27 protein-coding genes and 1 other RNA gene are annotated in these 26,401 nt (G+C 61.4%); 11 read left to right on the plus strand and 17 right to left on the minus strand.

What is annotated here, in order from left to right; translation table 11 throughout:
- The 3 genes from mraZ to rsmI form a co-directional block, all read right to left on the minus strand.
- Positions 1–456 carry a division/cell wall cluster transcriptional repressor MraZ gene (gene mraZ, locus V3314_RS25480; RefSeq protein ID WP_004575120.1) on the minus strand — a complete coding sequence of 152 codons (456 nt, stop codon included), beginning with the start codon at positions 454–456 and terminating at the stop codon, positions 1–3.
- A gap of 308 nt (positions 457–764) precedes the next feature.
- Positions 765–1,124, minus strand: an RNA gene (gene rnpB, locus V3314_RS25485) — RNase P RNA component class A.
- Positions 1,125–1,191: 67 nt separating this feature from the next.
- Complete coding sequence (gene rsmI / locus V3314_RS25490) at positions 1,192–1,986, minus strand: 16S rRNA (cytidine(1402)-2'-O)-methyltransferase (protein ID WP_230384974.1); 795 nt, start codon at positions 1,984–1,986, stop codon at positions 1,192–1,194.
- 267 nt (positions 1,987–2,253) lie between these two features.
- On the opposite strand from rsmI, the gene V3314_RS25495 reads away from it, so the two are divergent.
- The 5 genes from V3314_RS25495 (at position 2,254) to V3314_RS25515 (ending at position 6,080) form a co-directional block, all read left to right on the plus strand.
- Entirely contained in the window at positions 2,254–4,071 is a 1,818-nt protein-coding gene (locus V3314_RS25495) for a penicillin-binding protein activator (protein ID WP_046616518.1), read from the plus strand.
- Positions 4,071–4,442 (plus strand): YraN family protein, encoded by a 372-nt coding sequence (locus tag V3314_RS25500; protein WP_013974121.1) that lies wholly within the window; start codon positions 4,071–4,073, stop codon positions 4,440–4,442. Before V3314_RS25495 ends, V3314_RS25500 begins: the two co-directional genes overlap by 1 nt.
- 85 nt (positions 4,443–4,527) lie before the next feature.
- A complete protein-coding gene (locus V3314_RS25505; protein WP_012274070.1) occupies positions 4,528–5,121 on the plus strand; it encodes a phosphoheptose isomerase in 594 nt (197 codons plus the stop codon).
- Entirely contained in the window at positions 5,118–5,696 is a 579-nt protein-coding gene (locus V3314_RS25510; RefSeq protein ID WP_046616517.1) for a BON domain-containing protein, read from the plus strand. The genes V3314_RS25505 and V3314_RS25510 overlap by 4 nt, the downstream gene beginning before the upstream one ends.
- A gap of 165 nt (positions 5,697–5,861) precedes the next feature.
- Positions 5,862–6,080 carry a YgdI/YgdR family lipoprotein gene (locus V3314_RS25515; protein ID WP_046616516.1) on the plus strand — a complete coding sequence of 73 codons (219 nt, stop codon included), beginning with the start codon at positions 5,862–5,864 and terminating at the stop codon, positions 6,078–6,080.
- Between the two features lie 50 nt (positions 6,081–6,130).
- Here the strand turns inward: V3314_RS25515 and V3314_RS25520 are convergent, their stop codons facing one another.
- The 7 genes from V3314_RS25520 to rplM form a co-directional block, all read right to left on the minus strand.
- Positions 6,131–6,562, minus strand: coding sequence for a ClpXP protease specificity-enhancing factor (locus V3314_RS25520; protein ID WP_046616515.1), 432 nt, complete (start codon positions 6,560–6,562; stop codon positions 6,131–6,133).
- A 10-nt stretch (positions 6,563–6,572) separates the two neighbouring features.
- The gene (locus tag V3314_RS25525; RefSeq protein ID WP_046616513.1) at positions 6,573–7,196 is read right to left on the minus strand and encodes a glutathione S-transferase N-terminal domain-containing protein; all 624 of its coding nucleotides are present in this window, start codon (positions 7,194–7,196) and stop codon (positions 6,573–6,575) included.
- Between the two features lie 117 nt (positions 7,197–7,313).
- Positions 7,314–8,093 (minus strand): cytochrome c1, encoded by a 780-nt coding sequence (locus V3314_RS25530; RefSeq protein WP_046616512.1) that lies wholly within the window; start codon positions 8,091–8,093, stop codon positions 7,314–7,316.
- Positions 8,093–9,304 carry a cytochrome bc complex cytochrome b subunit gene (locus V3314_RS25535; protein WP_025340560.1) on the minus strand — a complete coding sequence of 404 codons (1,212 nt, stop codon included), beginning with the start codon at positions 9,302–9,304 and terminating at the stop codon, positions 8,093–8,095. Before V3314_RS25535 ends, V3314_RS25530 begins: the two co-directional genes overlap by 1 nt.
- Positions 9,304–9,897 carry a ubiquinol-cytochrome c reductase iron-sulfur subunit gene (gene petA / locus V3314_RS25540; protein ID WP_015271723.1) on the minus strand — a complete coding sequence of 198 codons (594 nt, stop codon included), beginning with the start codon at positions 9,895–9,897 and terminating at the stop codon, positions 9,304–9,306. Before petA ends, V3314_RS25535 begins: the two co-directional genes overlap by 1 nt.
- 264 nt (positions 9,898–10,161) lie before the next feature.
- Positions 10,162–10,554, minus strand: coding sequence for a 30S ribosomal protein S9 (gene rpsI / locus V3314_RS25545; RefSeq protein ID WP_003260797.1), 393 nt, complete (start codon positions 10,552–10,554; stop codon positions 10,162–10,164).
- 14 nt (positions 10,555–10,568) lie between these two features.
- Positions 10,569–10,997, minus strand: coding sequence for a 50S ribosomal protein L13 (rplM, locus tag V3314_RS25550; RefSeq protein WP_003260798.1), 429 nt, complete (start codon positions 10,995–10,997; stop codon positions 10,569–10,571).
- Positions 10,998–11,254: 257 nt separating this feature from the next.
- Here rplM and V3314_RS25555 point away from each other — a divergent pair, with 257 nt between their 5' ends.
- The gene (locus V3314_RS25555; protein WP_046616510.1) at positions 11,255–12,295 is read left to right on the plus strand and encodes an NADP(H)-dependent aldo-keto reductase; all 1,041 of its coding nucleotides are present in this window, start codon (positions 11,255–11,257) and stop codon (positions 12,293–12,295) included.
- 307 nt (positions 12,296–12,602) lie between these two features.
- A complete protein-coding gene (locus V3314_RS25560) occupies positions 12,603–13,523 on the plus strand; it encodes a GlxA family transcriptional regulator (protein ID WP_338460334.1) in 921 nt (306 codons plus the stop codon).
- 132 nt (positions 13,524–13,655) lie between these two features.
- Here the strand turns inward: V3314_RS25560 and zapE are convergent, their stop codons facing one another.
- From zapE to V3314_RS25575, 3 genes are all read right to left on the minus strand, one after another.
- Complete coding sequence (gene zapE, locus V3314_RS25565) at positions 13,656–14,750, minus strand: cell division protein ZapE (RefSeq protein WP_046616509.1); 1,095 nt, start codon at positions 14,748–14,750, stop codon at positions 13,656–13,658.
- Between the two features lie 164 nt (positions 14,751–14,914).
- Positions 14,915–16,264 (minus strand): tryptophan--tRNA ligase, encoded by a 1,350-nt coding sequence (locus V3314_RS25570; RefSeq protein WP_046616508.1) that lies wholly within the window; start codon positions 16,262–16,264, stop codon positions 14,915–14,917.
- Positions 16,265–16,289: 25 nt separating this feature from the next.
- Complete coding sequence (locus V3314_RS25575) at positions 16,290–16,925, minus strand: alpha/beta fold hydrolase (RefSeq protein ID WP_085601201.1); 636 nt, start codon at positions 16,923–16,925, stop codon at positions 16,290–16,292.
- 135 nt (positions 16,926–17,060) lie between these two features.
- On the opposite strand from V3314_RS25575, the gene V3314_RS25580 reads away from it, so the two are divergent.
- A complete protein-coding gene (locus tag V3314_RS25580; RefSeq protein WP_025340565.1) occupies positions 17,061–17,498 on the plus strand; it encodes a DUF1043 family protein in 438 nt (145 codons plus the stop codon).
- Between the two features lie 143 nt (positions 17,499–17,641).
- Here the strand turns inward: V3314_RS25580 and V3314_RS25585 are convergent, their stop codons facing one another.
- Positions 17,642–18,838, minus strand: coding sequence for a methionine gamma-lyase (locus tag V3314_RS25585; protein WP_338459782.1), 1,197 nt, complete (start codon positions 18,836–18,838; stop codon positions 17,642–17,644).
- A 127-nt stretch (positions 18,839–18,965) separates the two neighbouring features.
- Here V3314_RS25585 and V3314_RS25590 point away from each other — a divergent pair, with 127 nt between their 5' ends.
- Entirely contained in the window at positions 18,966–19,445 is a 480-nt protein-coding gene (locus tag V3314_RS25590) for an Lrp/AsnC family transcriptional regulator (protein ID WP_016498026.1), read from the plus strand.
- 240 nt (positions 19,446–19,685) lie between these two features.
- Here V3314_RS25590 and cysN read toward each other — a convergent pair whose 3' ends face one another.
- Both cysN and cysD read right to left on the minus strand, forming a co-directional pair.
- Positions 19,686–21,587: a sulfate adenylyltransferase subunit CysN gene (gene cysN, locus V3314_RS25595; protein ID WP_046616504.1), complete on the minus strand. Its 1,902-nt coding sequence runs from the start codon at positions 21,585–21,587 to the stop codon at positions 19,686–19,688.
- Between the two features lie 15 nt (positions 21,588–21,602).
- On the minus strand, positions 21,603–22,520 hold the full coding sequence (gene cysD / locus V3314_RS25600; protein WP_013974136.1) for a sulfate adenylyltransferase subunit CysD: 918 nt from the start codon (positions 22,518–22,520) through the stop codon (positions 21,603–21,605).
- Positions 22,521–22,768: 248 nt separating this feature from the next.
- Here cysD and V3314_RS25605 point away from each other — a divergent pair.
- A protein-coding gene (locus V3314_RS25605; protein WP_235431436.1) for an IS3 family transposase occupies positions 22,769–24,120 on the plus strand; the annotation gives its coding sequence in 2 pieces (ribosomal slippage) (positions 22,769–23,246 and positions 23,246–24,120; 1,353 coding nt in all).
- Between the two features lie 72 nt (positions 24,121–24,192).
- Here the strand turns inward: V3314_RS25605 and V3314_RS25610 are convergent.
- Positions 24,193–24,951, minus strand: a complete 759-nt coding sequence (locus tag V3314_RS25610) for a Nif3-like dinuclear metal center hexameric protein (RefSeq protein WP_108480653.1) — start codon at positions 24,949–24,951, stop codon at positions 24,193–24,195.
- 168 nt (positions 24,952–25,119) lie between these two features.
- On the opposite strand from V3314_RS25610, the gene algW reads away from it, so the two are divergent.
- Entirely contained in the window at positions 25,120–26,280 is a 1,161-nt protein-coding gene (gene algW / locus V3314_RS25615; protein ID WP_046616502.1) for a Do family serine endopeptidase AlgW, read from the plus strand.
- The last annotated feature ends 121 nt before the right edge of the window (positions 26,281–26,401 follow it).

Consider the following 26,401-nt stretch of genomic DNA (forward strand, 5'->3'; position numbering starts at 1 on the left):
TCACAGGATCAGGTCACGCAATTCGTCGGGCATGGCGCCCGGTTGTTGAATAGCTGCAAGGTCGGCTGCCGAAACCGCGTTCCAGGCATCTTCATCCCACAGCTGGAATTTGTTCAGTTGCCCCACCAGCATCGCCTTCTTGTCGAGCTTGGCGTACTCACGCAGACGGGGCGGCACCAGGAAACGCCCGCTGCCATCGAGCTCCAGGTCAACCGCATTACCGATCAGCAAACGCTGCAGGCGGCGGTTTTCCTCACGCAACGATGGCAAGGCACGCAACTTGGCTTCTATCTGTTCCCACTCATCGAGGGGATAAACACACAAGCAGGGGTCAACGGCGTCGATGGTCACGATCAGCTGACCATTGCAACGCGAATCGAGCTCGTCACGGTACCGGCTCGGCATGGCGAGACGGCCCTTGGCATCGAGGCTGACGGCGTTGGCTCCGCGGAACACGGCTGCGATTCCCCACAATGTTAGCTTTTTTGTGCCAGAAAACCCACTTCATCCCACTTTCTGCCACTTGCGCACACTATAGGAATCCGCCCGCAGCACCGTCAAGGCACGTTCGGAAGGAAAAGCCTTACAGGACCGAGATTTAGCGCAATAAAGGAATGCGGAAGGACTACCGAGGGGAAAAAAACACGAGAAAAATCAAACCCACGCAAGCGGATGGAGTTCAAAGTTAAAGTGATTTATTAAGAGTAAGATTTTTTCGGTATTACCAGAGGGCATCTGCTATCGAATAAAGCAGGGAGGGAAAGGTGGAGAGTCGATCTGTAAGCCGGGTTTTGTCGAGGACAGTCATTCCTCTACGACGGCCATCGCTGGACGCCTCTAGCAACCTACCCGGTTCCGACGCGGGCCACGCCTGATGGAACCCTATTTGGTCTTGCTCCGAGTGGGGTTTACCTAGCCACGAACTGTTGCCAGCCGTGCGGTGCGCTCTTACCGCACCTTTTCACCCTTACCGGCACCGAAGTGCTTAGGCGGTTATTTTCTGTGGCACTTTCCGTAGGCTCGCGCCTCCCAGGCGTTACCTGGCACTCTGCCCTATGGAGCCCGGACTTTCCTCCCCCTGCTGTTGCGGAACAAAAGCAGGCAGCGACTGTCCGATCGACTCTCCGCCGCCAAGATTAACGGCACGCGCGCCCGAGAACAAGCAATACCGACATCTATATCAATTTGCCACTACTCGGCTTTCTGCTTTTCCAGAGCAAGTTGATAGAGCAGGTTCTTGCGCACCCCGGTAATTTCCGCAGCCAGCGCCGCTGCCCGCTTGAGCGGCAACTCGGCCAGCAGCAGGTCGAGCACCCGCTGCGCTTCGGCACTGATTGCCTGCTCGCCCTCCGGCGCACTCCAGCCACCGACCAGCACCACGCACTCACCACGCTGCTGATTGCTGTCACCGGCAACGAACGCGCGCAGCTCGGCCAGGGGCAGGCCCTTGAGGGTCTCGAAGGTCTTGGTCAGCTCGCGCGCCAAAAGCGCCGGGCGCTCTCCACCGAACACCGCCTCCATGTCCTCGAGGCATTCCAGAATACGGTGCGGGGCCTCATAGAAGATCAGCGTGCGCGGCTCTTCCTTTACTTGCTCCAGGCGCGCCCGGCGCCCCGCTGCCTTGGCCGGCAGGAAGCCTTCGAAGATGAAGCGGTCCGAAGGCAGGCCGGCCGCCGACAGCGCGGCGATCAGAGCGCAGGCGCCCGGCACCGGCACCACGTTCACACCCGCAGCCCGCGCCTGGCGAACCAGGTGGTACCCCGGGTCGGAAATCAGCGGCGTGCCGGCATCGGAGACCAACGCCACATTTTCGCCCGCCAGCAACTTGGTGAGAAAACGACCGCCCTCATCACGCTCGTTGTGCTCATGGCAGGCTGCCAGCGGCGTGTCGATGCCGAAGTGCTGCAACAGGCGGATCGAGTGACGAGTATCTTCCGCCGCGATCAGGGCCACGTCCGCCAGCACCTTCAGCGCCCGGGCACTCATGTCGTCGAGGTTGCCGATGGGGGTTGCGACCACATACAGCGTCCCCACGGTGGATTTCGAAGCCCCTGCCACATCAGTCACTGCGCACACCTGTCGTTCGGATCAAAGGCGCCATTGTAGCCCGAGCGCCTGCAACAGGGCGCAAAGAACTTCGCCGACGACCGATGGCAGGCCACCTATAGTGAAGGATCGACACGGCAACATCGCGCCCCGGCCAGCGCTTGGGTACAATTGCCGGCCAACTTGATCGAGTAACAGGACCTTTACATGATCGCTTGCCTGCGGCTGTTCACAGCCCTCTGCCTTGCCGCCCTGCTGGCAGCCTGCGCCAGCTCGCCCTCATCCAGCCTGGGCGAGCTGCCGCGCACCCCGGACGCCAGCATCGAGCAACTGCTCGAAAAGGCGGCGTCCAGCAAGTCCGCGGAAGACGCCGCGCTGCTGCGCCTGAGCGCAGCCGACCTGGCCTACAAGCAGAAGGACTTCCCACGCGCCGCACGCATTCTCGAGCTGGTGCCGCTGGAAACGCTAAAGCCGGCCCAGCAAGTGTTCGCCAGCACCCTCGGTGCCGAGCTGGCCATGAGCCGCAACCAGCCCAAGGCTGCCCTGACCGCCCTGGCCCACCCCAGCCTGCAGCGCGTCGCCGAACTGCCGGAAGACCAACAAGCGCGCACCTACAGCGTGCACGCGGCCGCCCTCGAAGCCGATGGCCAGACCCTGGCCGCCGCGCAACAGCGCGTGCTGCTGGCTCCGCTGCTCAGCGGCCAGGCCGCCAGCGCCAACAATGACGCCATCTGGGCCTTGGTCGCCTCGCTGCCGGCAGAGCAATTGCAGCAGCCTGGCAACGACCAGACCCTGGCCGGCTGGACCAGCCTGGCCTTCGCGGTAAAAAGTGCCGGCACCCTGGAGCAGCAGCAAGCGGCTATCGACGCCTGGGTCAAACAGCACCCTGACCACCCGGCCGCCCAGCAACTGCCGCTGGCACTGACCAAGCTCAAGGAACTGGCCAGCCAGCCGCTGACCAAGATTGCCCTGCTGCTGCCCCAGGAAGGCCCACTGGCTGGTGTTGCCCGCGCCCTGCGTGACGGCTTCATGGCTGCGCACTTCCAGGCTCAGCAAGCCGGCCAGCAGGCGCCAGCCGTGCAGGTATTCGACAGTTCGCGCATCGGCTCGCTCGACGACTTCTATCGCCAGGCACAGGCCGCAGGCGTACAGCTGGTCATCGGCCCGCTGGAGAAACCGCTGGTCAAGCAACTGGCTGCCAAGCCACAACTACCGATCACCACCCTGGCCCTGAATTACGCCGACGCCGGCCAGAAGGCGCCGCCGCAACTGTTCCAGTTCGGCCTGGCTGCCGAAGACGAAGCCCGTGAAGTGGCCCGCCGCGCCCGCGCCGATGGCATGGTCCGCGCCGTGGCCCTGGTGCCGAGCGGCGAATGGGGCGACCGCGTGCTTGCCGCCTTCCGCCAGGACTGGGAAGGCAACGGTGGCACCCTGCTCGCCGCCGAGCGCATCGCCCAGCCGGTTGCACTGGCACAGCAGATTGCCGACCTGTTCCAGCTGCGCCAGAGCGAAGGCCGCGCCAAGAGCTTGCAGAGCACGGTAGGCGGCAGCATCGCCGCGCAGCCGTCGCGCCGCCAGGACATCGACTTCATCTTCCTCGCCTCGACCCCGCAACAGGCGCAGCAGATCAAGCCGACCCTGAACTTCCAATACGCCGGTGACGTACCGGTCTACGCCACCTCCAACCTGTACAGTGCCAGTGGTGACGTCAACCAGTACAAAGACATGAACGGTATCCGCTTCTGCGAAACCCCGTGGCTGCTCGATACCAGCAACAGCCTGCGCCAGCAGGTGGTGCAGCAGTGGCCGCAAGCCGCCGGCAGCCTGGGCCGCTTGTATGCCATGGGCGTCGACGCTTACAGCCTGGCGCCGCGCCTGGGCCAGCTGAAAGCGCTGCCGGACAATCGCGTACTGGGCCTTTCGGGCAGCCTGAGCATGAACGCCAACCAGCGTGTCGAGCGCCAGCTGCCTTGGGCCGAGTTCGTCGGCGGCCAGGTCCAGCGCCTGCCTGATACCGCTCGCTGATGGCAGCAGCGTCGCCTACCAGCGCCGGCCAGGCAGCGGAAACCCAGGCCCTTGAGTACCTTCAAGGGCAGGGCCTGCAACTGCTGGCGCGCAACTGGCGATGCAAAGGCGGTGAGCTTGATCTGGTCATGCTCGACGCCGATACAGTAGTATTCGTCGAAGTCCGCTACCGGTTGCACGCCGGCTTCGGTGGCGCCCTCGGCAGTATCGACGGGCGCAAGCAGAAACGGTTGGTGCTTGCCGCCAGCCTGTTCTTGCAGAAGGAGCCCCACTGGGGCAACCACCCTTGCCGCTTCGACGTAGTCGCCCTGCAGGGCAGCCACCATGCAGGCAGACCGCTTCAATGGCTGAAAAACGCCTTCGAATGCTGAACCCACTCCGTTTTTTTGCTCTATGTTTCGCGGGCTGGTCGTTGTTGCGCGTAGCAAAGGCCACCGCCCCACTTAAGGTCACCAGATGGACATGCAATCCCGAATTCGCCGGCTGTTCCAGGCCAGCATCGATACCAAGCAACAGGCAATGGACATCCTGGCACCGCACATCGAGCAGGCCAGCCTGGTCATGGTCAATGCACTGCTCAACGAGGGCAAGATGCTCGCCTGCGGCAACGGCGGCTCGGCTGGCGATGCCCAGCACTTTTCCTCGGAGCTGCTCAACCGCTTCGAGCGCGAACGCCCGAGCCTGCCGGCCATTGCGCTGACCACCGACAGCTCCACCCTGACCTCGATCGCCAATGACTACAGCTACAACGAAGTCTTTTCCAAGCAGATCCGCGCGCTGGGCCAGCCCGGTGACGTTCTGCTGGCGATCTCTACCAGCGGCAACTCGGCCAACGTGATCCAGGCGATCCAGGCCGCACATGACCGCGAAATGATTGTCGTAGCATTGACTGGTCGCGACGGCGGCGGCATGGCTTCGTTGCTGCTGCCCGAAGACGTGGAAATCCGCGTGCCTTCGACGGTTACCGCGCGTATCCAGGAAGTCCACCTGCTGGCGATCCACTGCCTGTGTGATCTGATCGACAGCCAACTGTTCGGGAGTGAAGAATGACCCCTATGCGCCTCGGCCTTATGGCCCTGACCCTGTGCCTGAGCGTCACTGGTTGCAGCTCGGTACTGACCTCTACCCGCAATTCGCCGATCGAGGACGATCGCGGCACTCGCACCATCGGCAGCAAGATCGACGACTCGCTGATCGAAACCAAGGCCTCGGTCAACATCGCCAAAGCCAGCCCTGACCTGGACAAAGGTTCGCACATCGTTGTCAGCAGCTACAACGGCATCGTCCTGCTGGCCGGCCAGACCCCGCGCGCCGAACTCAAGAGCCTTGCCGAGCAGACTGCCAGCCAGGTACAGCGGGTCAAGAAAGTGCACAACGAGCTGCAGGTAATGCAGCCCTCCTCCATCCTGGCCCGCAACAACGACGCCTGGCTGACCACCAAGATCAAAGCCCAGATGCTGACCGACAATGCCGTGCCAAGCTCGCGCATCAAGGTGATTACCGAGAACGGCATCGTCTACCTGCTCGGCCTGGTGACCCAGCAGGAGGCCAACTCGGCCACGGCCGTGGTACAGGGCGTGTCGGGTGTGCAGAAGATCGTCAAGCTGTTCGAGTACATCGACTGATTCACTGATTGCCTGCGTCGGCCTTTTCGCGGGTAAACCCGCCCCCACAGGGATCTCACAGCTTTCAAGGCTTGTTGTATTCCTGTGTGGGAGCGGCTTTACCCGCGAAAAGGCCAGCAAAGGCGACAACACTGCCCCACCTTTCAGAAATCCAGGAAACACCGCATGAAAAAGCTTCTGCTGCCCGCCCTGCTGTTCGGCACTTTCGCCACCTTGGCCGGCTGCTCCACCCCAAGCCTGATCACCCTCAACGATGGCCGTGAAATCCAGGCCGTCGACGCACCGAAGTTCGACCGCGACGCCGGCTTCTACGAGTTCCAGCAACTCGACGGCAAGCGTACCCGCATCAACAAGGATCAGGTACGCACCATCAGCGACCTGTAAGCCAGGGTTGGCAGCAACAAAAAAGGCGATCCGGTTGGATCGCCTTTTTATTACTTGACCACTTTCAGGCTTGGTCGACCAGTCGGGCGTGGCGGCTGGCCACCACCTTCTGGCGGGCCATTGTCGTCCGGCTGCACATCATCATCTTCCGGCTCATCGTCATCCATCACGGGCGGCTCCAGTTCGAAGACCATACCTTGGCCATTTTCGCGGGCGTAGATACCCAGAATGGCACCAACCGGCACGAACAGCGAGTGAGCCACGCCACCGAAGCGGCCCTCGAAGCTGACCGCGTCGTTGTCCATGTGCAGGCTGCGCACGGCGCTTGGCGAGATGTTCAATACGATCTGGCCATCACTGGCGAAACCGTCCGGCACCTGTACCTTTGGGAATTCGGCATTGACCAGCATATGGGGCGTGCAATCGTTGTCGACGATCCACTCGTACAGTGCTCGAACCAGATAGGGGCGACTGGAGTTCATCAACGGCTCCTTAAAGCTTGCGCATTTCACGTTCTACGGAGGACAGGCTCGCCTGGAAAGGCTCGCGGGCGAACTGCCGCTCCATGTAATCCAGCAGCGGCTTGGCTTGCCGCGGCAGCTCGATGCCCAACACTGGCAACCGCCAGAGTATGGGCAATAGACAACAATCGACCAGACTTTGCTCCTCACTCATGAAGCAGGCGTATTCGCCGAACAACGGCGAAACCCCGGTCAGGCTCTCACGCAATTCCTTGCGCGCTTCGGCTCGGGCAGCCTCGCTGCTGCGCGAGTCGAGCACGGTATCGGCCAGGGAGCACCAGTCACGCTGGATGCGATGCATCAGCAAGCGGCTGTTGCCCCGCGCAACCGGGTACACCGGCATCAGCGGCGGATGCGGATAACGCTCCTCGAGGTATTCCATCACCACGGTCGATTCATACAGCGCCAGGTCACGGTCGACCAGGGTCGGCACGCTGCCGTAAGGGTTCACCTCGGCCAGCTTGGGCGGCAGGCGGCTGGGGTCGACATCGATGACCTGCACGCTGATACCCTTCTCGGCCAGCACAAGGCGTACCCGATGAGAATAGTGATCAGCGGGGTCGGAATAGCAGGCTAACCTGTTGGTTGCGCCCATGTAGCGCCTCCTCGCACGGGATGCTTGTGAAACTGTAAATGAAAACGCGCCCGTGGTGACCTGGCAGATCTGCCAGGCCACCACGGGCGCGTTCAACAACCAGAAACTACTGCGTGATCAGTGCACGTCCTTCCAGTATTCACGCTTGAGCAAGTAGGCGAATACGAAGAAGAAAGCCAGATACAGCAACACGTAGGTACCGATGCGCTGGCTTTCCAGTTTGACCGGGTTGGCCGAATAGGCCAGGAAGGTCACCAGGTTCTTGACCTTCTCGTCGAACTGCTCGGTCGTCAGGGTACCGGAATTCGGTGTAATGGTCAGCTGGTCGCACGCTTCATGGGTGATCGGGGTGCCGGTCAATGGGTCGAATTGCTTCTTGCCATCGGCCACGGTCTGCACCTGTTTGCAGCCGATGTGCTGGTTGCCCTGCAGGCCAACCAGTACGTTGGGCATGCCGACGTTCGGGAACACTTTGTTGTTTACCCCATAAGGCCGCGACGGGTCCTCATAGAAACTGCGCAGGTATGTGTACAGCCAGTCGGTGCCACGCACCCGGGCTACCAGGGTCAGGTCGGGTGGTGCAGCGCCGAACCAGGTCTTGGCGTCACTGGGTTTCATGCCGATTTGCATGTGGTCACCGATCTTGGCACCGGTGAACACCAGCTTCTCGAGCATCAGCTCGTGGGGGATGCCCAGGTCATCAGCCACCCGCTCGTAACGCTGGAACTTGGCACTGTGGCAGCCCATGCAATAGTTGGCAAAAGTACGCGCACCGTCCTGCATGGCGGCCTTGTCGGTCAGGTCGATGTCGACCTTGTCCAGCTCCAGGCCCGTTTCGGCCGCAAAGGAAAAGGCAGGCATCACTGCCAGCAAAAATACTGCAATCAACTTTTTCATCAGCCAGTCACCCTTTCCGGAACCGGTTTGGTCTTCTCGAGCCTTGTGTAGAACGGCATAAGCAGGAAGTAGGCGAAGTACAACACCGTGCACACCTGCGAAAGCAAGGTACGCCCAGGTGTCGGTGCCAGTACGCCCAGCACGCCGAGGATGACGAAGGCCACGCAGAACACCAGCAGGAAGAGCTTGCTGATCCAGCCCTTGTAGCGCATGGAACGCACCGGGCTGCGGTCGAGCCAGGGCAGTACGAACAGCACGGCAATGGCCGCCCCCATGGCGATGACGCCCATCAGCTTGTCAGGCACCGCACGCAGGATCGCGTAAAACGGTGTGAAGTACCACACAGGCGCAATGTGCTCCGGGGTCTTGAAGGCGTTGGCCTGCTCGAAGTTAGGCTTCTCCAGGAAGTAGCCGCCCATTTCCGGGAAGAAGAACACCACGGCGCAGAACACGAACAGGAATACCACCACGCCGACAATGTCCTTGACGGTGTAGTACGGGTGGAACGGGATGCCATCCAGCGGGATACCGTTTTCGTCCTTTTTCTTCTTGATGTCGACGCCATCGGGGTTGTTCGAACCCACTTCGTGCAGGGCGAGGATGTGCAGCACCACCAGGCCGAGAATCACGATCGGCAGGGCGACCACGTGCAGGGCGAAGAAGCGGTTCAGGGTGATGCCCGAGATCAGGTAGTCACCGCGAATCCACTGGGTGAGGTCGCCACCGATCACCGGAATGGCGCCGAACAGCGAGATGATCACCTGGGCTCCCCAGTACGACATCTGGCCCCACGGCAGCAGGTAGCCCATGAAGGCTTCGGCCATCAGCGCCAGGTAGATCAGCATGCCGAACAGCCACACCAGTTCACGCGGTTTCTGGTAGGAGCCGTAGAGCAGGCCGCGGAACATGTGCAGGTAGACCACGATGAAGAACGCCGATGCACCGGTGGAGTGCAGGTAGCGCAGGATCCAGCCGTATTCCACGTCACGCATGATGTACTCGACCGAGGCGAACGCCTCTTCCGCCGAGGGCGTGAAGCTCATGGTCAGCCAAACACCGGTGACGATCTGATTGACCAGCACCAGCAGCGCCAGGGAGCCGAAGAAGTAGAGGAAGTTGAAGTTCTTGGGCGCGTAATACTTGCTCAGGTGGTCTTCCCACATCTTGGTGGCGGGGAAGCGAGCATCAATCCAGTCCATGAACTTGCTCATCATGCGTTCTCCTGGTCAACGCCGATGACGACGATCTCGTCCGACTCGTAAGAGTGCGGTGGCACGGGCAGGTTGAGAGGCGCCGGCTGCGACTTGTAGACACGGCCGGCCAGATCATAGTGGGAGCCGTGGCATGGGCAGAAATAGCCACCGACCCATTTCGGGCCAAGATCGGCAGGTGCGACTTCCGGGCGGAAGGTGGGCGAGCAACCCAGGTGTGTGCACAGGCCGACGAGAATGAGGATTTCCGGCTTGATCGAACGAACCTGCGGATCGACGTAGGTGGGCTGTACCGAGGCCTTGGACTCGGGGTCAGCCAGGTCGCCAACGACCTTTTTCAGGTTACCGAGGATCTCGTCCGTTCGCCGCACGATGAACACCGGCTGGCCACGCCACTCGGCCACCATCTGCTGCCCGGCCTCGACCTTGGCGATATTGACCTTCACCGGTGCACCCGCGGCTTTCGCCTTGGCACTGGGAAACCATGACCCCACGAACGGTACCGCAGCCCCCACTGCCCCCGCTGCCCCGACTACAGATGTCGCGGCTACGAGGAAGCGGCGCCGGCCTGCGTTGACGCCGTCATTGCTCATTCAGTCCTCTCCCATCAGCTTGCTTGGCCTGTTGAACCAGACCCTGTACTTAGGTTGTGTCAGTGGCGCTAAAAATTGGTCGCCATGGTAAGAAACAAATCCACACACTGACAAGGTGAATACCCCAGCCAGGGGACACTACCCGCGCTTTGCTTGATCTGCGTCTATGCGACAAGTGGTCACTGACATGCTGACAGGTTAGTCCAAGACATAAAAAAAGCCCGGTTCCAAGGAACCGGGCTTTTTTCGACTGCCGAAGCGGTATTAACGCTTGGAGTACTGAGGACGCTTACGCGCTTTACGCAGACCCACTTTCTTACGCTCGACTTCACGAGCGTCGCGGGTGACGTAGCCAGCACGACGCAGAGCGCCACGCAGGGTTTCGTCGTATTCCATCAGAGCGCGGGTGATACCGTGACGGATCGCACCGGCCTGACCGCTGACACCACCACCGGAAACGGTGACGTAGATGTCGAACTTCTCGACGGTTTCGGTCAGCTCGAGTGGCTGACGAACAACCATGCGAGCGGTTTCGCGACCGAAGAACACGTCCAGAGAACGGTTGTTGATGGAAATGTTACCAGTACCCGGACGCAGGAATACGCGAGCGGTTGCGGTCTTGCGACGGCCAGTGCCGTAGTTTTGAGTCGCCGACATAATGAACTATCCCGTTAGATCTTCAGTTCTTGAGGCTGCTGAGCAGTGTGTGGGTGAGCAGCACCCGCGTACACTTTCAGCTTGCGGTACATGTCGCGACCCAGCGGGTTCTTCGGCAGCATGCCTTTGACCGCAGTTTCGATAACACGCTCAGGGGCCTTGGCGATCAACTTCTCGAAGTTGATTTCCTTGATACCGCCCGGGAAACCGGAGTGGGAGTAGTACATCTTGTCGGAAGACTTGGCACCAGTCACACGAACCTGCTCGGCGTTGATGACGACGATGTAGTCGCCGGTGTCAACGTGAGGGGTGTATTCTGGCTTGTGTTTGCCACGCAGACGGCTAGCGATTTCGGTAGCCAGACGACCCAGGGTCTGGCCAGCGGCGTCGACTACGAACCACTCGCGCTTTACTGTTTCCGGTTTAGCAGTAAAAGTTTTCATTCTCTAAAGCCTCAGAGGCCGCCCAGCGAAAAATAGACGGCGAATCTTACTGGATAGTGCACAGCTTGCCAAGGGCAAGCGCGCAGCCGAACGCTGACGCTTTTGGGGGCTCGGGTCAGGCACGCCAATGTTCGACGGGGTTCTTCCTGTGTGGTGGTGCATCACTTCCGCCACACGGAGAGGGGCCGAATTATCCAGATTGCGCGAAAAATTTCAACCTGCTTTGATGGGATTCTTTGTCAAGGAGTGTCTATCCGATGGAATACCGCCAGCTCGGCCGTACCGACCTCAATGTCAGCGCCCTGTGCCTGGGCACCATGACCTGGGGCGAGCAGAACGTCCAGCCCGAGGCCTTCGAACAGATTGCCCGAGCCAAGGCCGCCGGGGTCAACTTCATAGACACCGCCGAGATGTACCCGGTGCCGCCCCGCCCCGAAACCTACGCCGCCACCGAGCGCATCATCGGCAACTGGTTCCGTGACAATGGCGATCGCGACGCCTGGGTGCTGGCCAGCAAGGTCGCCGGTCCCGGCAATGGCATCAGCCACATCCGCGACGGCCAGCTCAAGCACAACCGCCAGCACATCGTCTCCGCGCTGGACGAGAGCCTAAAGCGCCTGCAGACCGACCGCATCGACCTGTACCAGCTGCACTGGCCCGAGCGCAGCACCAACTTCTTCGGCAAGCTGGGCTACCAGCACCTGCCACAGGACCACTTCACCCCGCTGGAAGAAACCCTCGAAGTGCTCGACGAGCAGGTGCGCGCGGGCAAGATCCGCCACATCGGCCTGTCCAACGAAACGCCATGGGGCACCATGAAGTTCCTGCAGCTGGCCGAAAGCCGCGGCTGGCCGCGAGCGGTGTCGATCCAGAACCCGTACAACCTGCTCAACCGCAGCTTCGAGGTAGGCCTTGCAGAAGTGGCCATCCGCGAACAGTGCGGCCTGCTGGCCTATTCGCCGCTGGCGTTCGGCATGCTTTCCGGCAAATACGAGAACGGCGCACGCCCGGAAAACGCGCGCCTGACCTTGTTCAGCCGCTTTGCCCGCTACTCCAACCCACAGACCGTGGCTGCCTGCAGCCGCTATGTGCGACTAGCCCGCGAGCACGGCCTGGATCCGGCGCAGATGGCTCTGGCATTCGTCACCCGGCAGCCGTTCGTGACCAGCAACATCATTGGTGCGACCAGCCTCGAGCAACTGGACAGCAACCTTGCCAGCCTCGAGCTGAACCTCAGTGATGAGCTACTGGCGGCGATCGAGGCAATTCACCAGGAGCAACCGAACCCAGCGCCTTGAGCCGGACCCTGTGCCCACTTCAAGGCCTGTGGGGCACCTGCAGGAGCAGCCTTGTGCTGCGAAGAGGCCATTGCTTGCGCAGGCAATCTTCAGCCATACCGGCCTCTTCGCAGCAAGGCTGCTCCTACAGGTTGGCACTCACCCTCTCTTGCACAGGCTAGACACAATCGCCAAAAAATAAGACGATCCAGCCGGTGATTGACCACTCTACCCTATAAGAACAATGACAATGATGTTTACCCAACCCTCCGCGTCGCTGCGGCGCGTCAGCATCCTGGCCATTGACAAGGTGTTCGCTTCGACCTTGATGCAGGCCAAGGATTTCTTCCACCTCGCCAGCTTGCGCTACAGCAAGCAGCTGGGCCTGGGCCTTCAGCCCATGTTCGAGATCCGCCTGGTAAGCCCGGACGGCCAGCCCGTGGACAGCTTCAGCAATGTGCAGCTGCCAGTCGAAGGCGGCCTGGACGACGCCGATGTGATCATCCTCCCGGCCTTCTGGGACGACTTCGACAACCTGCTGGAACGTTATCCACAGGTGCTGCCGTGGCTGCGTGAACAGCATGCCCGTGGCGCTGTGCTGTGCGCCGAGGCCAGTGGCGTGTTCTGGTTGGCAGAGTCCGGCCTGCTCGACGGCAAGGAAGCAACCACCTACTGGCGCTTCTTCAACAGCTTTGCCGAACGCTTTCCGAAGATCCGGCTGAACCAGGACAAGCACCTGACCGACGCGGACAACCTGTACTGCGCCGGCGGCACCACCTCGGCCTGCGACCTGTACATCTACCTGATCGAACGCTTCTGTGGGGCCAACGTGGCCCGCGCCGTATCCCGCGACATCCTCTACGAAGTGCAGCGTAACTACACCCCCGGGCGCATGGGCTTTGGCGGGCAGAAGCTGCACCAGGACCTGATCATCCTGCAGATCCAGCACTGGCTGGAAGAACACTTCGCAGACAAGTTCCGCTTCGAGGACGTGGCCCGCAACCACGGCATGAGCATTCGTAATTTCATGCGCCGCTTCCAGGGCGCGACGGGTGACAAGCCGCTGCACTACCTGCAACGGCTACGGATCGAGACGGCCAAGGGCTTGTTGTCGAGTACGCGCAAGAGCATCAAGACCATCAGCTATGAGGTCGGATACGACGATGCCAGTTTCTTTGCGCGGCTGTTCCGTCAGCATACCGAGCTGTCGCCGAACCAGTATCGGCAACAGTTCATGCAAGAGGCTTGAGGCCAATGGGGCTGCTCTGCAGCCCATCGCAGGCAAGCCAGTTCCCACAGGTATTGCATAAGTCTCAAGGGCTGCGCTAAACCTGTGGGAGCTGGCTTGCCTGCGATGGGCCGCAAAGCGGCCCCGGGAATGTCAAGGCTTGTGCGCCCGCGCCAGAAACTCGTGAGACTGCATTTCCAGCAAGCGGCTCAGGGTACGCTGGAACTCGAACGCCAGGCGCCCACCGGTATACAGGTCCTTCAGCTCCACTTCGGCCGAGATGATCAGCTTGACGTTGCGGTCGTAGAACTCGTCCACCATGTTGATGAAGCGGCGGGCGATGTCGTCGGTAGTGACGCCCATCTGCTCGACGTTGCTCAACAGCACGGCATGGAAAATCTTGCCCAGTTCGATGTAGTCGTTCTGGCTGCGGGGGCCGTCGCACAGGGCGCGGAAGTCGAACCAGGCCACGTCGTCACAGGTAAGCAGGGCATTGATCGGGCGATTCTCGATCATTAGCACGTCGTTCTCGACCGCCTGGGTGCATTCAGGGGTCAGCGCCTTGAAGCTTGCGCGCAGGCTCTGGTGCGCAGCCTCATCGAGCGGGTAATGGTACAACTCGGCCTGCTCCAGGTGACGCAGGCGGTAGTCGACCCCGCTGTCGACGTTCACCACATCGGTGTACTGCTTGATCATGGCAATGGCCGGCAGGAAGCGCGCGCGCTGCAGGCCGTCCTTGTACAGGCCGTCCGGCACGATGTTGGAAGTAGCCACCAGCGATACGCCGTTCTTGAACAACTCTTCCATCAGGGTGCCGAGGATCATCGCGTCGGTAATGTCCGACACGAAAAATTCATCGAAGCAGATCACCTTGGCTTCTTCACTGAAGCGCTTGGCAATGATGGTCAGCGGGTTCTTCTCGCCCTTGAGGGTTTTCATTTCCTCGTGCACACGCTTCATGAAGCGGTGGAAGTGCGTACGCATCTTCTGCTTGAACGGCAGCGCCTCGAAGAAGGTATCGACCAGGTAAGTCTTGCCGCGCCCTACCCCACCCCAGAAGTACAGGCCCTTGACCGGGGTCTGCTCCTTCTTGCCGAACAGCTTGCCAAACACGCCCGGCTTGTTGTTCTGCGCGTGCACCAGGTCGTCGTACAGGCGCTGCAGGTGACGCACCGCAGTTTCCTGCGCCGCGTCATGGAAGAAGTCGGGACGTTTCAGATCTGCTTGATATCGTTCTAGGGGCGTCATGATTCGTTAGCGAGGCAACAAAAAACGGGCCGTCACTGTAGCGACAGGCCCGCTTAATGGCAATCAGACTTGCGTCAATATGCCTCATCCAGACCAACAAAGTGCTGGATGGCACCAGCTTTGCCGGTGTTCGCGGGTAAACCCGCTCCTACAGGCGAAATGCCTCAGTCCGGTTGAGGCGCAAGCGCTGCACGCAGGCTTTCGATGGCTGAATCACGGGCTTCGGCGCTGTCGAACTGCGGCCCGTCGGCAACTTGTTCGCCGTTCAGCCACAGGCCGAAGCCCAGGCCTTCGACGCGCACATCCGCCTCGCCACCTTGCTGCAACTGCTTGCTAACGGCGCCGGCGCTCTTGCCGTCGGCGAAACTGCGCGAAAGCAGCAGTTGTTCACCGTCAGCGGCCAGCAGGCGGAAGCGGAAGCTGCCGTCTTCATCGCGGAAGCTGACGAAACGCGCGCTCTTGGCGGCCTTTTTCTTCACTTCGGTGCTGGCCTGCACGCTGCTGCGGAACGAACGCAGGCCAACGGCCTCGCGCAGCTGCTCGAGGAACGGCGTGGCGATCTTGCGGGCTTTGGCGGCACCGGCCAGCAGGATATCTTCCAGGTCCGCCGGGCGGGCGATCAGCTGATGGTAGTACTCGCGCTTCTCGGCCAACTGGCCGTCCAGCAGCTGGAACAGGCGCTGCTTGGCCTCCCCCCAACCCAGGCCCTGTAGCAGCTCTTCACGGAACTCGGCGCACTGCGCCGGCGTCGAGAAGGCCTGGTACAGGGTGAACAGATGCGCGTTGTCCGGGTCTTTCGCTTCGCCAGGCGCACGCGAGTCGGTGACGATGCGCGAGATGGCGTCTTTCATTTCCTTGGCGCTGGTGAACAGCGGGATGGTGTTGTCGTAGCTCTTGGACATCTTGCGCCCGTCCAGGCCCGGCAGGGTCGCCACGCTCTCCTCGATCACCGCTTCCGGCAGGGCGAAGAAGTCCTTGCCCTGGCCGAACAGGTGGTTGAAACGCTGGCCAATGTCGCGGGCCATTTCCACGTGCTGGATCTGGTCACGGCCGACAGGCACCTTGTTGGCGTTGAACATCAGGATGTCCGCGGCCATGAGCACCGGGTAGCTGTACAGGCCCATGGTCACGCCGGCATCCGGGTCTTCGCCGTTTTCCAGGTTCTTGTCCACCGAGGCCTTGTAGGCGTGCGCGCGGTTGAGCAGGCCCTTGGCGCTGACGCAGGTCAGCAGCCAGGTCAGCTCGGGGATTTCCGGGATATCGGACTGGCGGTAGAAGGTGACCTTGTCCGGATCGAGACCACCGGCCAGCCAAGTGGCGGCGATTTCCAGGCGCGAACGCTGGATGCGCAACGGGTCGTCGCACTTGATCAGGGCGTGGTAGTCGGCCAGGAAGTAGAACGAGTCGACACCGGGCTGCTGGCTGGCACGGATCGCCGGGCGGATGGCGCCGGCGTAGTTGCCCAGGTGCGGAGTGCCGGTGGTGGTGATACCGGTAAGAATGCGCGTGGTCATGGGTGTTCGCTTATTCAGGCTTGGCTCAGTTCGAAAGGCGCGGCAGCAGCAGATCCTTCAGATCGGTCAGCTTGCCATGGAAGAAGTGTCCGCATTCTGCCACTTTCAGCAGCTCATGGGGGCGCGACAGGCTGTCGGACCAATCGTAAACCAGCTGCGGCGCGACGACTTCGTCGGCGTCCGGCTGCACCACGGTAATCGGGCAGCGCTGCGGCAAGGGGAATTCCGCCGTCAGGCGCATGACCGCCGGGGCGATCATGAACAGCTGCTGCAGCTCTACCCCGGCGGCCTCCAGGCGGCCGGCCAGGCTGATGGCGACGAAGCCACCGAACGAGAAGCCCATCAGCACCAGCGGCAGGCCCAGATGCTTTTCGCGCAGCCAGGCCGCAGCGGCCTCGGCATCGTCCACCTCGCCAGCGCCCATGTCATGGGTGCCGGCGCTCTGCCCGACGCCACGATAGTTGAACCGCAATGTCACGTAACCGGCATCACGGGCAGTGCGTTGCAGGGTCGAGACCACCTTGTTGAGCATGGTGCCGCCCTGGACAGGGTTGGGGTGGCAGATCAGCACCGCACCACGTGCGTTGGCCACATCCAGATACAAGGCTTCCAGCTGGCCGCTGGGGCCATCGATGAACAAGGGGGTTTCGCGGACAAGCAAGGCACTACTCCGTGACCTCGGGAGGGGTCGATTCGTCTAGGTGAGGAATTCTGTTCTGATTTGCGATCGCTCGCGGTATACAGCGCAGGTCTGAGCCGTTAACGTAAAGCAAAGCCGTTTATAGAGGAAGGACTCGTGGAACTCTCGCTCCTTGTTTGGTTGTTGCCGACCCTGGCCCTGGTCATCGGCGTGGTGGTCGGTTTCGTCGTCGCTCGCCTGCTGCCCAATGCCGCGCCGAGCAGCACCCAGCGTCAGCTGGATGATATCCAGAAGCGTTTCGACAGCTACCAGAACGAAGTGGTCACCCACTTCAACAGCACTGCCGTGCTGGTCAAGAAACTGACCCAGAGCTACCAGGACGTCCAGGATCACCTGGCCGACGGCGCCAATACCTTGGCCCTCGACGACGTGACCCGTCAGCGCCTGCTGGCCGCCCTGCATTCCGAAGGCAGCCAGGGCCCACGTGACCGCCTGACCCCTCCGAAAGACACCGCCGAAGTGCCGCGCGACTACGCGCCGAAAGCGCCGAACTCGCCGGGCATGCTCGACGAGAGCTACGGGCTCAAGCGCTGATCTGCCGAACATGAACAAGGCCTCGCAAGAGGCCTTTTTTGTGGGCTGGATTCACTGGCCTCTTCGAGGGTGAACCCGCTCCTACGGGTCGGCGCAGGTTTCAAATACTACGCCTGACCCGCGAAGAGACCGGCCCGGGCAACCTAGCTGCAAGCCTCCAGCGCCTGCTCGACATCCGCCAGCAGGTCCTCCACATCTTCCAACCCCACCGACAAGCGCACCAGCCCCTCCGATATCCCGTGATGCGCCCGCTCCTGCGGCGTATAGCTGGAATGGGTCATGCTCGCCGGGTGCTGCGCCAGTGACTCGGCATCGCCCAAGCTCACCGCCCGGGCAAACAGTTGCAGGGCATTCATGAACCTGCGCCCGGCCTCGATACCCCCTTTGAGCTCGAATGCGATCATCCCGCCCGGCAAACGCATCTGCCGCTGCGCCAGCTCGTACTGGGCAAACGACGGCAACCCCGGGTAGTGAATCAGCTCCACCTGCGGCTGCCGAGCCAGAAACTCCGCCACATGCTGGGCATTGGCACTATGGCGGTCCATGCGCAGGGCCAGGGTCTTGATCCCGCGCATCAGCAGCGCTGCATCGTGGGGCGACAGCACCGCCCCGGTCATGTCCTTCAGCCCTTCCAGGCGAATGCGGTCGACCAACGCCTTGCGCCCCACCACCAGCCCGGCAGTGATATCACCGTGGCCACTGAGGTACTTGGTCGCCGAATGCACCACCAGGTCCGCCCCCAGCTCCAGCGGCCGCTGCAGGTAGGGTGTGCAGTATGTGTTGTCGACCACCACATGCACATCATGCCCGCACACCGCCTCGGCCACCGCAGCGATATCCACCAGTTGCATGTTGGGGTTGGCCGGCGTTTCGAAATAGATCATCCGCGTTTTGCTGTTGATCGCCGCTTTCAGGGCTTTGGCATCGTTCAGGTCTACATGGCGGATCTTCACCCCGAATTCGCCAATGCCATGGTGAAGGAAGGCAAAGGTGCAGCCGTACAAAGTACGCCCGACGATCAGCTCATCACCGGGGCGCAGCAGGGTCCAGATCGTCGAGGTGATGGCCCCCATGCCCGATGCCAATGCCAACCCCGCCTCACCGCCCTCCAGCGAGGCCATGCGCTGTTCCAGCAGGGCCAGGGTAGGGTTGGAGATGCGACTGTAGAAATGCCCAGACTCCTCCCCGGCAAAGCACGCAGCGCCGTATTCCACGGTGGGGAAGGCATAAGTAGCGGTCTGGTACACCGGCGGCACCAGGGCGCCACCGTGGGAAAGCGGGTCGTAGCCATGGTGAATGGCCCGTGTGGAAAAACCGGTGTTGTTATGGGAGTCGCGCATGGCAACAGCCTCTTGTGGTTTGCTATAAGCTTATGCCACCGAGCTGCCCGAATTTTTCCAAAATGACCCACGCATACGCGTGCTTTCTGGAACAAAAACAACAATTACCGGATCAGGAGGGCAAAACATGCCTTCAAGCCTCGACCGCACCGACCGCGCCCTGCTCGCTGCCCTGCAGGACAACGCCCGCCTCACCGTTGCCGAACTTGCCGACCAGGTAGCGCTGACCACCTCGCCGTGCTGGCGGCGGGTCAAATTGCTGGAGGACAACGGCTACATCACCGGCTACCAGGCCATCCTGTCGCCCAAGTCGCTGGGGTTTGGCGTGACCGCGTTCGTCAGCATCATGATGGACTCGCACACCAAGGACATGGCGCTGGCGTTCGAGCAGCGGCTGATGGAAATTCCCGAGATTGTCGCCTGCCACAACATCTCCGGGCGCTACGACTTCTTGCTGGAGATTCTGGCGCGGGACCTGGAGTCGTTTGGGGAGTTCACCCGGGAAGTGCTGCAGCGGTTGCCGGGGGTGAAGGAGATCTATTCGAGCTTTTCCTACAAGGCGGTAAAAGAGCGGCGGGTGATACCGGTGTCGGAAAAACACATCTGACAACTTGCGCGCTCCGTTCGGGAGTAACTGTCTTGCTCAAAAATCCAGAAGCTTGCGCAGTCCCTGTGGGAGCGGCTTTAGCCGCGAACACCGGCACGGCCGGTGCCATCCACCGCGCCGCCTGCTTCGCGGGTGAACCCGCTCCCACAGGTACAGCGTGAGCCCGAAGCATGCGCTGTATCTGCGGTAACGAGAAACAAAAAACCCCGCCGAAGCGGGGTTTTTCTTACAGGCTAGCGCTTAGATCGCGCCACGCTGACGCAGCACGTCCAGCACCTGTTTCACGCCCTCGTCCACGCTAGTGGCCTGGGTGTCGATCACAAGGTCTGCGTCCAGCGGCACATCGTACGGGAAGCTTTCGCCCGGGATGTTGTCGCCACCAGCAGCGTACAAGCCTTGCGGGTCACGCTCACGGCAGGCCAGCGGCGAGGCCTGGACGTAAACGGTCACCAGGCGCTCCTTGCCGATCAACGCCTTGGCCTGTTCGCGGCCTTCGGCATCCGGGGCCACGAACGCTGCCAGGGTCAGCAGACCGGCTTCGTTGAACTGGCGCGCCACATGGGCGGCGCGGCGCCAGTTCTCGGTGCGGCCGGCGCGGTCCTGTGGCAAGCCCTTGTTCAGGTCGTGGCGCAGGTTCTGGCCGTCGAGCACGTACACCGCACGGCCCATGTCGAACAGCTTGCGCTCCACGGCGTAGGCCAACGTGCTCTTGCCAGCGCCGGACAGGCCGCTGAACAACACGGTGGCAGGCTGCTGGCCGAAGCGCAGGGCACGCTCTTCTGTGGCCACATGGCACAGCTTGCCATGATGGCCGGTGCTGCCGTGCGGCAGGACTGGAGGGGCGATGATCATGCCAGCGCCAACGGTGCCATTGGTCAGGCGGTCGATGACGATGAACGCACCAGTAGTGCGGTTGCTGTCGTAACCGTCCAGAGCGATCGAGGCGTCCAGGGACACCTTGACGCGGCCGATTTCATTCAGCTGTAGCGCGCTGGCAGCGCCCTGCTCCAGAGTGTTCACATCAACCTTGTGGGTGATGCTGGCAATCGAGCCCGGTACGTAGCTGGTGGCGCGCTTGATGTCGTATTTCTTGCCCGGGAGCATCGGCTCCTCGGCCATCCACACCAGCATGGCGTCGAACTGGTCGGTGACCGGCGGGACGTTGTCGGCATGCACCAGCAGGTCGCCACGGGAGATGTCGATCTCGTCTTCCATGGTCAGGGTCACGGCCTGGCCAGGGCCTGCGTTTTCCAGCTCGCCTTCGTAGGTGACGATGGACTTGACGCGGCTGCTCTTGCCCGACGGCAGCACGACGATTTCGTCGCCCTTGTGCACCACACCGCTGGCGATGGTGCCGGCGAAGCCACGGAAGTTCAGGTTCGGACGGTTGACGTACTGCACCGGGAAGCGCAGGTCGGTGAAGTTGCGGTCGGCCGACACTTCGACGGTTTCGAGGATTTCCATCAGCGTAGGGCCGGCGTACCACGGCGAACGCTCGCTATGGTTGACCACGTTGTCGCCCTTGAGCGCCGACATCGGCACGAAATGCAGGCTGCTCGGGGTCAGCTTGATGGCTTCGGCGAACTTCAGATAGTCGGCCTTGATCGACTCGAAGACATCCTGATCGAAGCCCTTGAGGTCCATCTTGTTGACCGCGACCACGATATGCTTGATGCCCAGCAACGAGGCAATGTAGCTGTGGCGGCGAGTCTGGGTCTGCACGCCGTAGCGGGCGTCGACCAGGATGATCGCCAGGTCGCAGGTGGACGCACCGGTAGCCATGTTGCGGGTGTACTGCTCATGGCCTGGGGTGTCGGCAATGATGAACTTGCGCTTGGCGGTGGAGAAGTAGCGGTAGGCGACATCGATGGTGATGCCCTGCTCGCGCTCGGCCTGCAGACCGTCGACCAGCAGTGCCAGGTCGACTTCCTCCCCGGTGGTGCCGACTTTCTTCGAATCACGGGTGATGGCCTCGAGGTGGTCCTCGTAGATCATCTTCGAGTCGTGCAGCAGGCGCCCGATCAGGGTGCTCTTGCCATCGTCGACGTTGCCGCAGGTCAGGAAGCGCAGCAGTTCCTTGCGCTCGTGCTGGGCCAGGTAGGCGAGGATGTCCTCGCTGATCAGATCAGATTGGTGCGACATGGAGTAACCCTGAAATTAGAAGTAGCCTTGGCGTTTCTTGTCTTCCATGGAACCGGCGCCATCGTGGTCGATGACACGGCCCTGGCGTTCGGACGTACGGGTCAGGAGCATTTCCTGGATGATGTCCGTCAGGGTCTCGGCTTCCGACTCGACAGCACCCGTCAATGGGTAGCAGCCGAGGGTACGGAAACGCACCTTCTTCTTGACGATGCGCGCTTTCTCTTCGTCGGTGAGATGTTCGAGGATGCGCTCGTCGTCGATCATGATCAGGGTGCCGTTCTTCTCGATCACTTCACGCTCGGCGGCAAAGTACAGCGGCACGATCGGGATGCCTTCGAGGTAGATGTACTGCCAGATGTCCAGTTCGGTCCAGTTCGACAGCGGGAAGACGCGGATCGACTCGCCCTTGTTGACCTTGCCGTTGTAAACGTTCCACAGTTCCGGGCGCTGGTTCTTCGGGTCCCAGCGGTGCTTGCTGTCACGGAACGAGTACACGCGCTCCTTGGCCCGCGATTTCTCTTCGTCGCGGCGCGCACCACCGAAGGCGGCATCGAAACCATGCTTGTCCAGCGCCTGCTTCAGGCCCTGGGTCTTCATGATGTCGGTGTGCTTGGAGCTGCCATGGGTGAACGGGTTGATGCCCTGCGCCACACCCTCGGGGTTGACGTGGGTGATCAGCTCCAGGCCCATTTCCTCGACCATCTTGTCGCGGAAGCTGTACATCTCCTGGAATTTCCACTGAGTGTCGACGTGCATCACCGGGAACGGCAGCTTGCCCGGGAAGAAGGCCTTGCGCGCCAGGTGCAGCATCACGGCGGAATCCTTGCCGATCGAGTACAGCATCACCGGGTTGTCGAACTCGGCGGCCACCTCGCGGATGATGTGGATGCTCTCCGCCTCCAGCTGTTTCAAGTGCGTCAGTTTGTCGACCATGGCTACTCACGAAAAACGATCTTATGGACGGCCTGCGGGCCGTGTTCGAGCGAGCCACTTTATCACAGCAGCTGCTTCTATTTAGGAGGCTGGCTAGATCGAAAAAGTCTAACGATATGACTGGGGGTTTGGGCTGGAATTGGGGCCGCTCTGCGGCCCTTCGCGGGCACGCCCGCTCCCACAGGTGCAGCGGAGCCCTTGGACTGCCCCCAAGAAGTTGGACACCAATCCAACCCTTTGGGGGATCTATGGGTAAATACACAGAGCAGTTCAAGCTCACGGCTATCACCGCTTACCTAGAGGGCAACCGGGGCTTTCGCAAGGTGGCACAACACTTTGGCATCGATTTCAGCCTACTTCGGCGCTGGGTTGCTGGCTACCAAGTCGATGCCAGCCTCAGCCCTCGCTCGCATGGTCGCCGCTACACCGAGGAATTCAAGCGACGGGTGCTCAAGTACATGCTTGAGCATCGTCTGTCCTTGCGCCAAACAGCGGCGCACTTTGGCCTTGGACAGTCCTCACAGATAGGCATTTGGCTGCGGCAGCACTACAGTGGCAGTCCTGTAGCCACTCTCGCCAAACAAAGAAAATCAGCCGTGCCGAAGAAAATTAAGCCCATCAAGCCGACAGACACCAATGACGCAGAGAAATCTCGTGAGCAGTTGTTGAGCGAGCTCGAGTATCTGCGCATGGAGAATGATGTCCTAAAGGAGTTAAAGGCTCTGCGAGAGGAGAAGGAGCGAACACGGACGAAAAAGCCCTGATCGTCTGCAAATTCAGACATAAATATCCGCTGCTTGACCTCTTGCAGATGGTGGGGTTGGCACGCAGTACCTTTTATTACCAGGTCAAGTGCCAGCAAAAGCCGGACAGGCACGCTTCGCTCAAGGAGTTGGTGCAGCGTGTCTATCACGAGGAGAAAGGGCTGTATGGCTACCGCCGAATTGCCCTTGCCATCAGGAACCAGGGAACCTTGGTCAACAAGAAGGTCATTGAACGGTTGATGGCTGAGCTTGGTTTGCAGTCCGTTGTACGCCCGAAGAAGTATCGATCCTATCGCGGCATTGTCGGCAAGGTGGCCATGAATTTGCTGGAGCGTAATTTCGTCGCGCAACGCCCCAACCAGAAGTGGGTGACCGATGTCACTGAGTTCAAAGTGGCCCAGCAAAAGCTCTACCTGTCGCCCATGATGGACTTGTACAACGGTGAGATCATCGCCTATGAAACAGCTTGCCGGCCGACCTATGGCTTGGTCGGGAACATGCTGGAAAAGGCGCTCGATGGGTTGGGTGAAAAGCCCAAGCTAGTGATCCACTCAGATCAAGGATGGCATTACCAGCAGCCCCAATACCGCCATAAGCTCGCAGCGCGCGGTGTGAAGCAGAGCATGTCTCGCAAGGGTAATTGTCTGGATAATGCGGCGATGGAAAGCTTCTTCAGCACACTGAAGTCAGAGTTCTTCTACCTGAAGCGCTTTGAAAGCGTCGAAGAGCTGAAGGCTGGCCTGGAGGAGTACATCCATTATTACAACCATGATCGCATCAGGCTGAAACTCAATGGCCTGAGCCCTGTCAGCTACAGGACTCAGGCTACTGGCTAAAACTGTCCAACTTTTCGGGGGCAGTCCACCCTTGTGGGAGCGGGCGCGCCCGCGAAGAAGGCGACGCCGATGTCAGATCGGGTTCGGGCAATCGATGAACAGGTGCTCCACGGCAAAGCGCCGCGCCAGGTAATCCCCCAGCGCCTGCACCCCATACCGCTCGGTGGCGTGGTGCCCGGCGGCAATGAAGCTGACACCATTCTCGCGAGCACTATGGTAGGTCTGCTCCGACGCCTCGCCGGTCAGGTAAAGGTCTACCCCGGCCGCGATCGCGGTGTCGATGTAGCCCTGCCCGCCCCCCGTGCACCAGCCGACCCGGCGAATCATCTGCTCACCTTCGACCAGCAGAGGCTCACGCCCCAGCACCTCACGCACCCGTCGGGCAAAGTCGAGCGCGGTCATCGGCTCGGCCAGCGAGCCGACCAGGCCGACCACCTTGGGGTTCTCCGGGTCCAGCGGCCCTTCGACGGTGATGTCCAGCTGCCGCGCCAGTTGCACGTTGTTGCCCACGTCCGGGTGCACATCCAGCGGCAGGTGGAACGCCAGCAGGCTGATGTCGTTGTTCAACAGGGTCTTCAGCCGGCGCTGCCGGATGCCGGTGATGCAAGGGTTCTCACCCTTCCAGAAGTAGCCATGGTGCACCAGCACCAGGTCGGCCTCGGCCTCGACCGCCGCATCCAGCAGCGCCTGGCTGGCGGTAACGCCGCTGACGATTCGGCTGACCTGCGGCCGGCCTTCGACCTGCAGGCCATTGGGGCAATAATCCTGGATCTTCGCGCTGCCCAGGTAACGCTCGGCTTCCTCGACCAGGGTGTTGAGAGCGACGGCCATGAAAATCTCCTCGAAATCTGCGTTTTTCTCGGGCACAACGCCCATGCAACGCCCGTATAATGCCGGCCATTATGGGCCGTCGCCGGCACTGGGGGAACCGGTGTATGATCGCGCGCGCTCATGCCCCACCGCACGGTCACCGTCCCCGGCTCTTTCCAGGATTCATTCATGTTCAAGGCTTTGCGTTATTTTGGCTGGCCCCTGCTTACCGGCGTACTGATCGCCATGCTGATCATCCAGCGCTTCCCGGAGTGGGTCGGCCTCCCCAGCCAGGACGTCAACCTGCAGCAGGCGCCGCAGACCTCGCGGATCATGCAGGGCCCGGTATCCTATGCCGACGCCGTGACCCTGGCCGCCCCGGCGGTGGTCAACCTGTACACCACAAAGGTGGTGAACAAGAGCGCCCACCCGCTGTTCGAAGACCCGCAGTTCCGCCGTTTCTTCGGTGACAACCTGCCCAAGCAGCGCCGCTGGGAATCAAGCCTGGGCTCGGCGGTGATCATGAGCCCCGAGGGCTACCTGCTGACCAACAACCACGTCACCAGCGGCGCCGACCAGATCGTCGTAGCCCTGAAGGATGGCCGCGAAACCCTGGCCCGGGTCATCGGCAGCGACCCGGAGACCGACCTTGCGGTGCTGAAGATCGACCTGAAGAGCCTGCCGGCGATCACCATCGGCCGCTCCGACAACATTCACATCGGCGACGTGTCGTTGGCCATCGGCAACCCGTTCGGGGTCGGCCAGACCGTGACCATGGGCATCATCAGCGCCACTGGCCGCAACCAGCTGGGCCTGAACAACTACGAAGACTTCATTCAGACCGACGCCGCGATCAACCCGGGCAACTCTGGTGGTGCGCTGGTGGATGCCAACGGCAACCTGATCGGTATCAACACCGCGATCTTCTCCAAGTCCGGCGGTTCACAGGGCATCGGCTTCGCCATCCCGGTGAAACTGGCACTGGAGGTGATGAAGTCGATCATCGAGCACGGCCAGGTGATCCGTGGCTGGCTGGGCATCGAAGTGCAGCCGCTGAGCCAGGAACTGGCTGAATCGTTCGGCATGAAGGACCGCCCGGGCATCGTGGTGGCGGGTATCTTCCGCGAAGGGCCGGCGGCCAAGGCCGGGCTGCAGCTGGGTGACGTGATCCTGAGCATCAACGGCGAGCCGGCCGGCGACGGGCGCAAGTCGATGAACCAGGTGGCGCGGATCAAGCCCAACGAGAAGATCACCATCGAAGTGATGCGCAATGGGCAGCAGCTTAAGCTGATCGCCGAGGTGGGGCTGCGGCCGCCACCGGCGCCGGCAGTCGCCAAGGAAGAAAAGTAAGCCTTCGATCTGGGGCTGCTTTGCAGCCCATCGCCGGCAAGCCAGCTCCCACAGGTATTGCACAGGGCTTGAGGCTGATGTGATTCCTGTGGGAGCTGGCTTGCCGGCGATGGGCCGCAAA

Source organism: Pseudomonas sp. TE3-3-F2023 (assembly GCF_036784815.1).
GTDB lineage: Bacteria > Pseudomonadota > Gammaproteobacteria > Pseudomonadales > Pseudomonadaceae > Aquipseudomonas > Aquipseudomonas pudica.

Excerpts from the sequence above, each read along its gene's own strand:
- cysN (WP_046616504.1), bottom strand. The coding sequence starts at position 21,587 with ATGTCGCACCAATCTGATCTGATCAGCGAGGACATCCTCGCCTACCTG.
- rplM (WP_003260798.1), bottom strand. The coding sequence starts at position 10,997 with ATGAAAACTTTTACTGCTAAACCGGAAACAGTAAAGCGCGAGTGGTTC.
- V3314_RS25555 (WP_046616510.1), top strand. The coding sequence starts at position 11,255 with ATGGAATACCGCCAGCTCGGCCGTACCGACCTCAATGTCAGCGCCCTG.
- V3314_RS25590 (WP_016498026.1), top strand. The coding sequence starts at position 18,966 with ATGCCTTCAAGCCTCGACCGCACCGACCGCGCCCTGCTCGCTGCCCTG.
- V3314_RS25515 (WP_046616516.1), top strand. The coding sequence starts at position 5,862 with ATGAAAAAGCTTCTGCTGCCCGCCCTGCTGTTCGGCACTTTCGCCACC.
- V3314_RS25525 (WP_046616513.1), bottom strand. The coding sequence starts at position 7,196 with ATGGGCGCAACCAACAGGTTAGCCTGCTATTCCGACCCCGCTGATCAC.
- V3314_RS25535 (WP_025340560.1), bottom strand. The coding sequence starts at position 9,304 with ATGAGCAAGTTCATGGACTGGATTGATGCTCGCTTCCCCGCCACCAAG.
- V3314_RS25510 (WP_046616517.1), top strand. The coding sequence starts at position 5,118 with ATGACCCCTATGCGCCTCGGCCTTATGGCCCTGACCCTGTGCCTGAGC.
- petA (WP_015271723.1), bottom strand. The coding sequence starts at position 9,897 with ATGAGCAATGACGGCGTCAACGCAGGCCGGCGCCGCTTCCTCGTAGCC.
- algW (WP_046616502.1), top strand. The coding sequence starts at position 25,120 with ATGTTCAAGGCTTTGCGTTATTTTGGCTGGCCCCTGCTTACCGGCGTA.
- V3314_RS25610 (WP_108480653.1), bottom strand. The coding sequence starts at position 24,951 with ATGGCCGTCGCTCTCAACACCCTGGTCGAGGAAGCCGAGCGTTACCTG.
- rpsI (WP_003260797.1), bottom strand. The coding sequence starts at position 10,554 with ATGTCGGCGACTCAAAACTACGGCACTGGCCGTCGCAAGACCGCAACC.
- V3314_RS25520 (WP_046616515.1), bottom strand. The coding sequence starts at position 6,562 with ATGAACTCCAGTCGCCCCTATCTGGTTCGAGCACTGTACGAGTGGATC.
- zapE (WP_046616509.1), bottom strand. The coding sequence starts at position 14,750 with ATGACGCCCCTAGAACGATATCAAGCAGATCTGAAACGTCCCGACTTC.
- V3314_RS25505 (WP_012274070.1), top strand. The coding sequence starts at position 4,528 with ATGGACATGCAATCCCGAATTCGCCGGCTGTTCCAGGCCAGCATCGAT.
- V3314_RS25500 (WP_013974121.1), top strand. The coding sequence starts at position 4,071 with ATGGCAGCAGCGTCGCCTACCAGCGCCGGCCAGGCAGCGGAAACCCAG.
- V3314_RS25495 (WP_046616518.1), top strand. The coding sequence starts at position 2,254 with ATGATCGCTTGCCTGCGGCTGTTCACAGCCCTCTGCCTTGCCGCCCTG.
- V3314_RS25560 (WP_338460334.1), top strand. The coding sequence starts at position 12,603 with ATGCAGGCCAAGGATTTCTTCCACCTCGCCAGCTTGCGCTACAGCAAG.
- V3314_RS25530 (WP_046616512.1), bottom strand. The coding sequence starts at position 8,093 with ATGAAAAAGTTGATTGCAGTATTTTTGCTGGCAGTGATGCCTGCCTTT.
- rsmI (WP_230384974.1), bottom strand. The coding sequence starts at position 1,986 with ATGAGTGCCCGGGCGCTGAAGGTGCTGGCGGACGTGGCCCTGATCGCG.
- V3314_RS25570 (WP_046616508.1), bottom strand. The coding sequence starts at position 16,264 with ATGACCACGCGCATTCTTACCGGTATCACCACCACCGGCACTCCGCAC.
- cysD (WP_013974136.1), bottom strand. The coding sequence starts at position 22,520 with ATGGTCGACAAACTGACGCACTTGAAACAGCTGGAGGCGGAGAGCATC.
- V3314_RS25585 (WP_338459782.1), bottom strand. The coding sequence starts at position 18,838 with ATGCGCGACTCCCATAACAACACCGGTTTTTCCACACGGGCCATTCAC.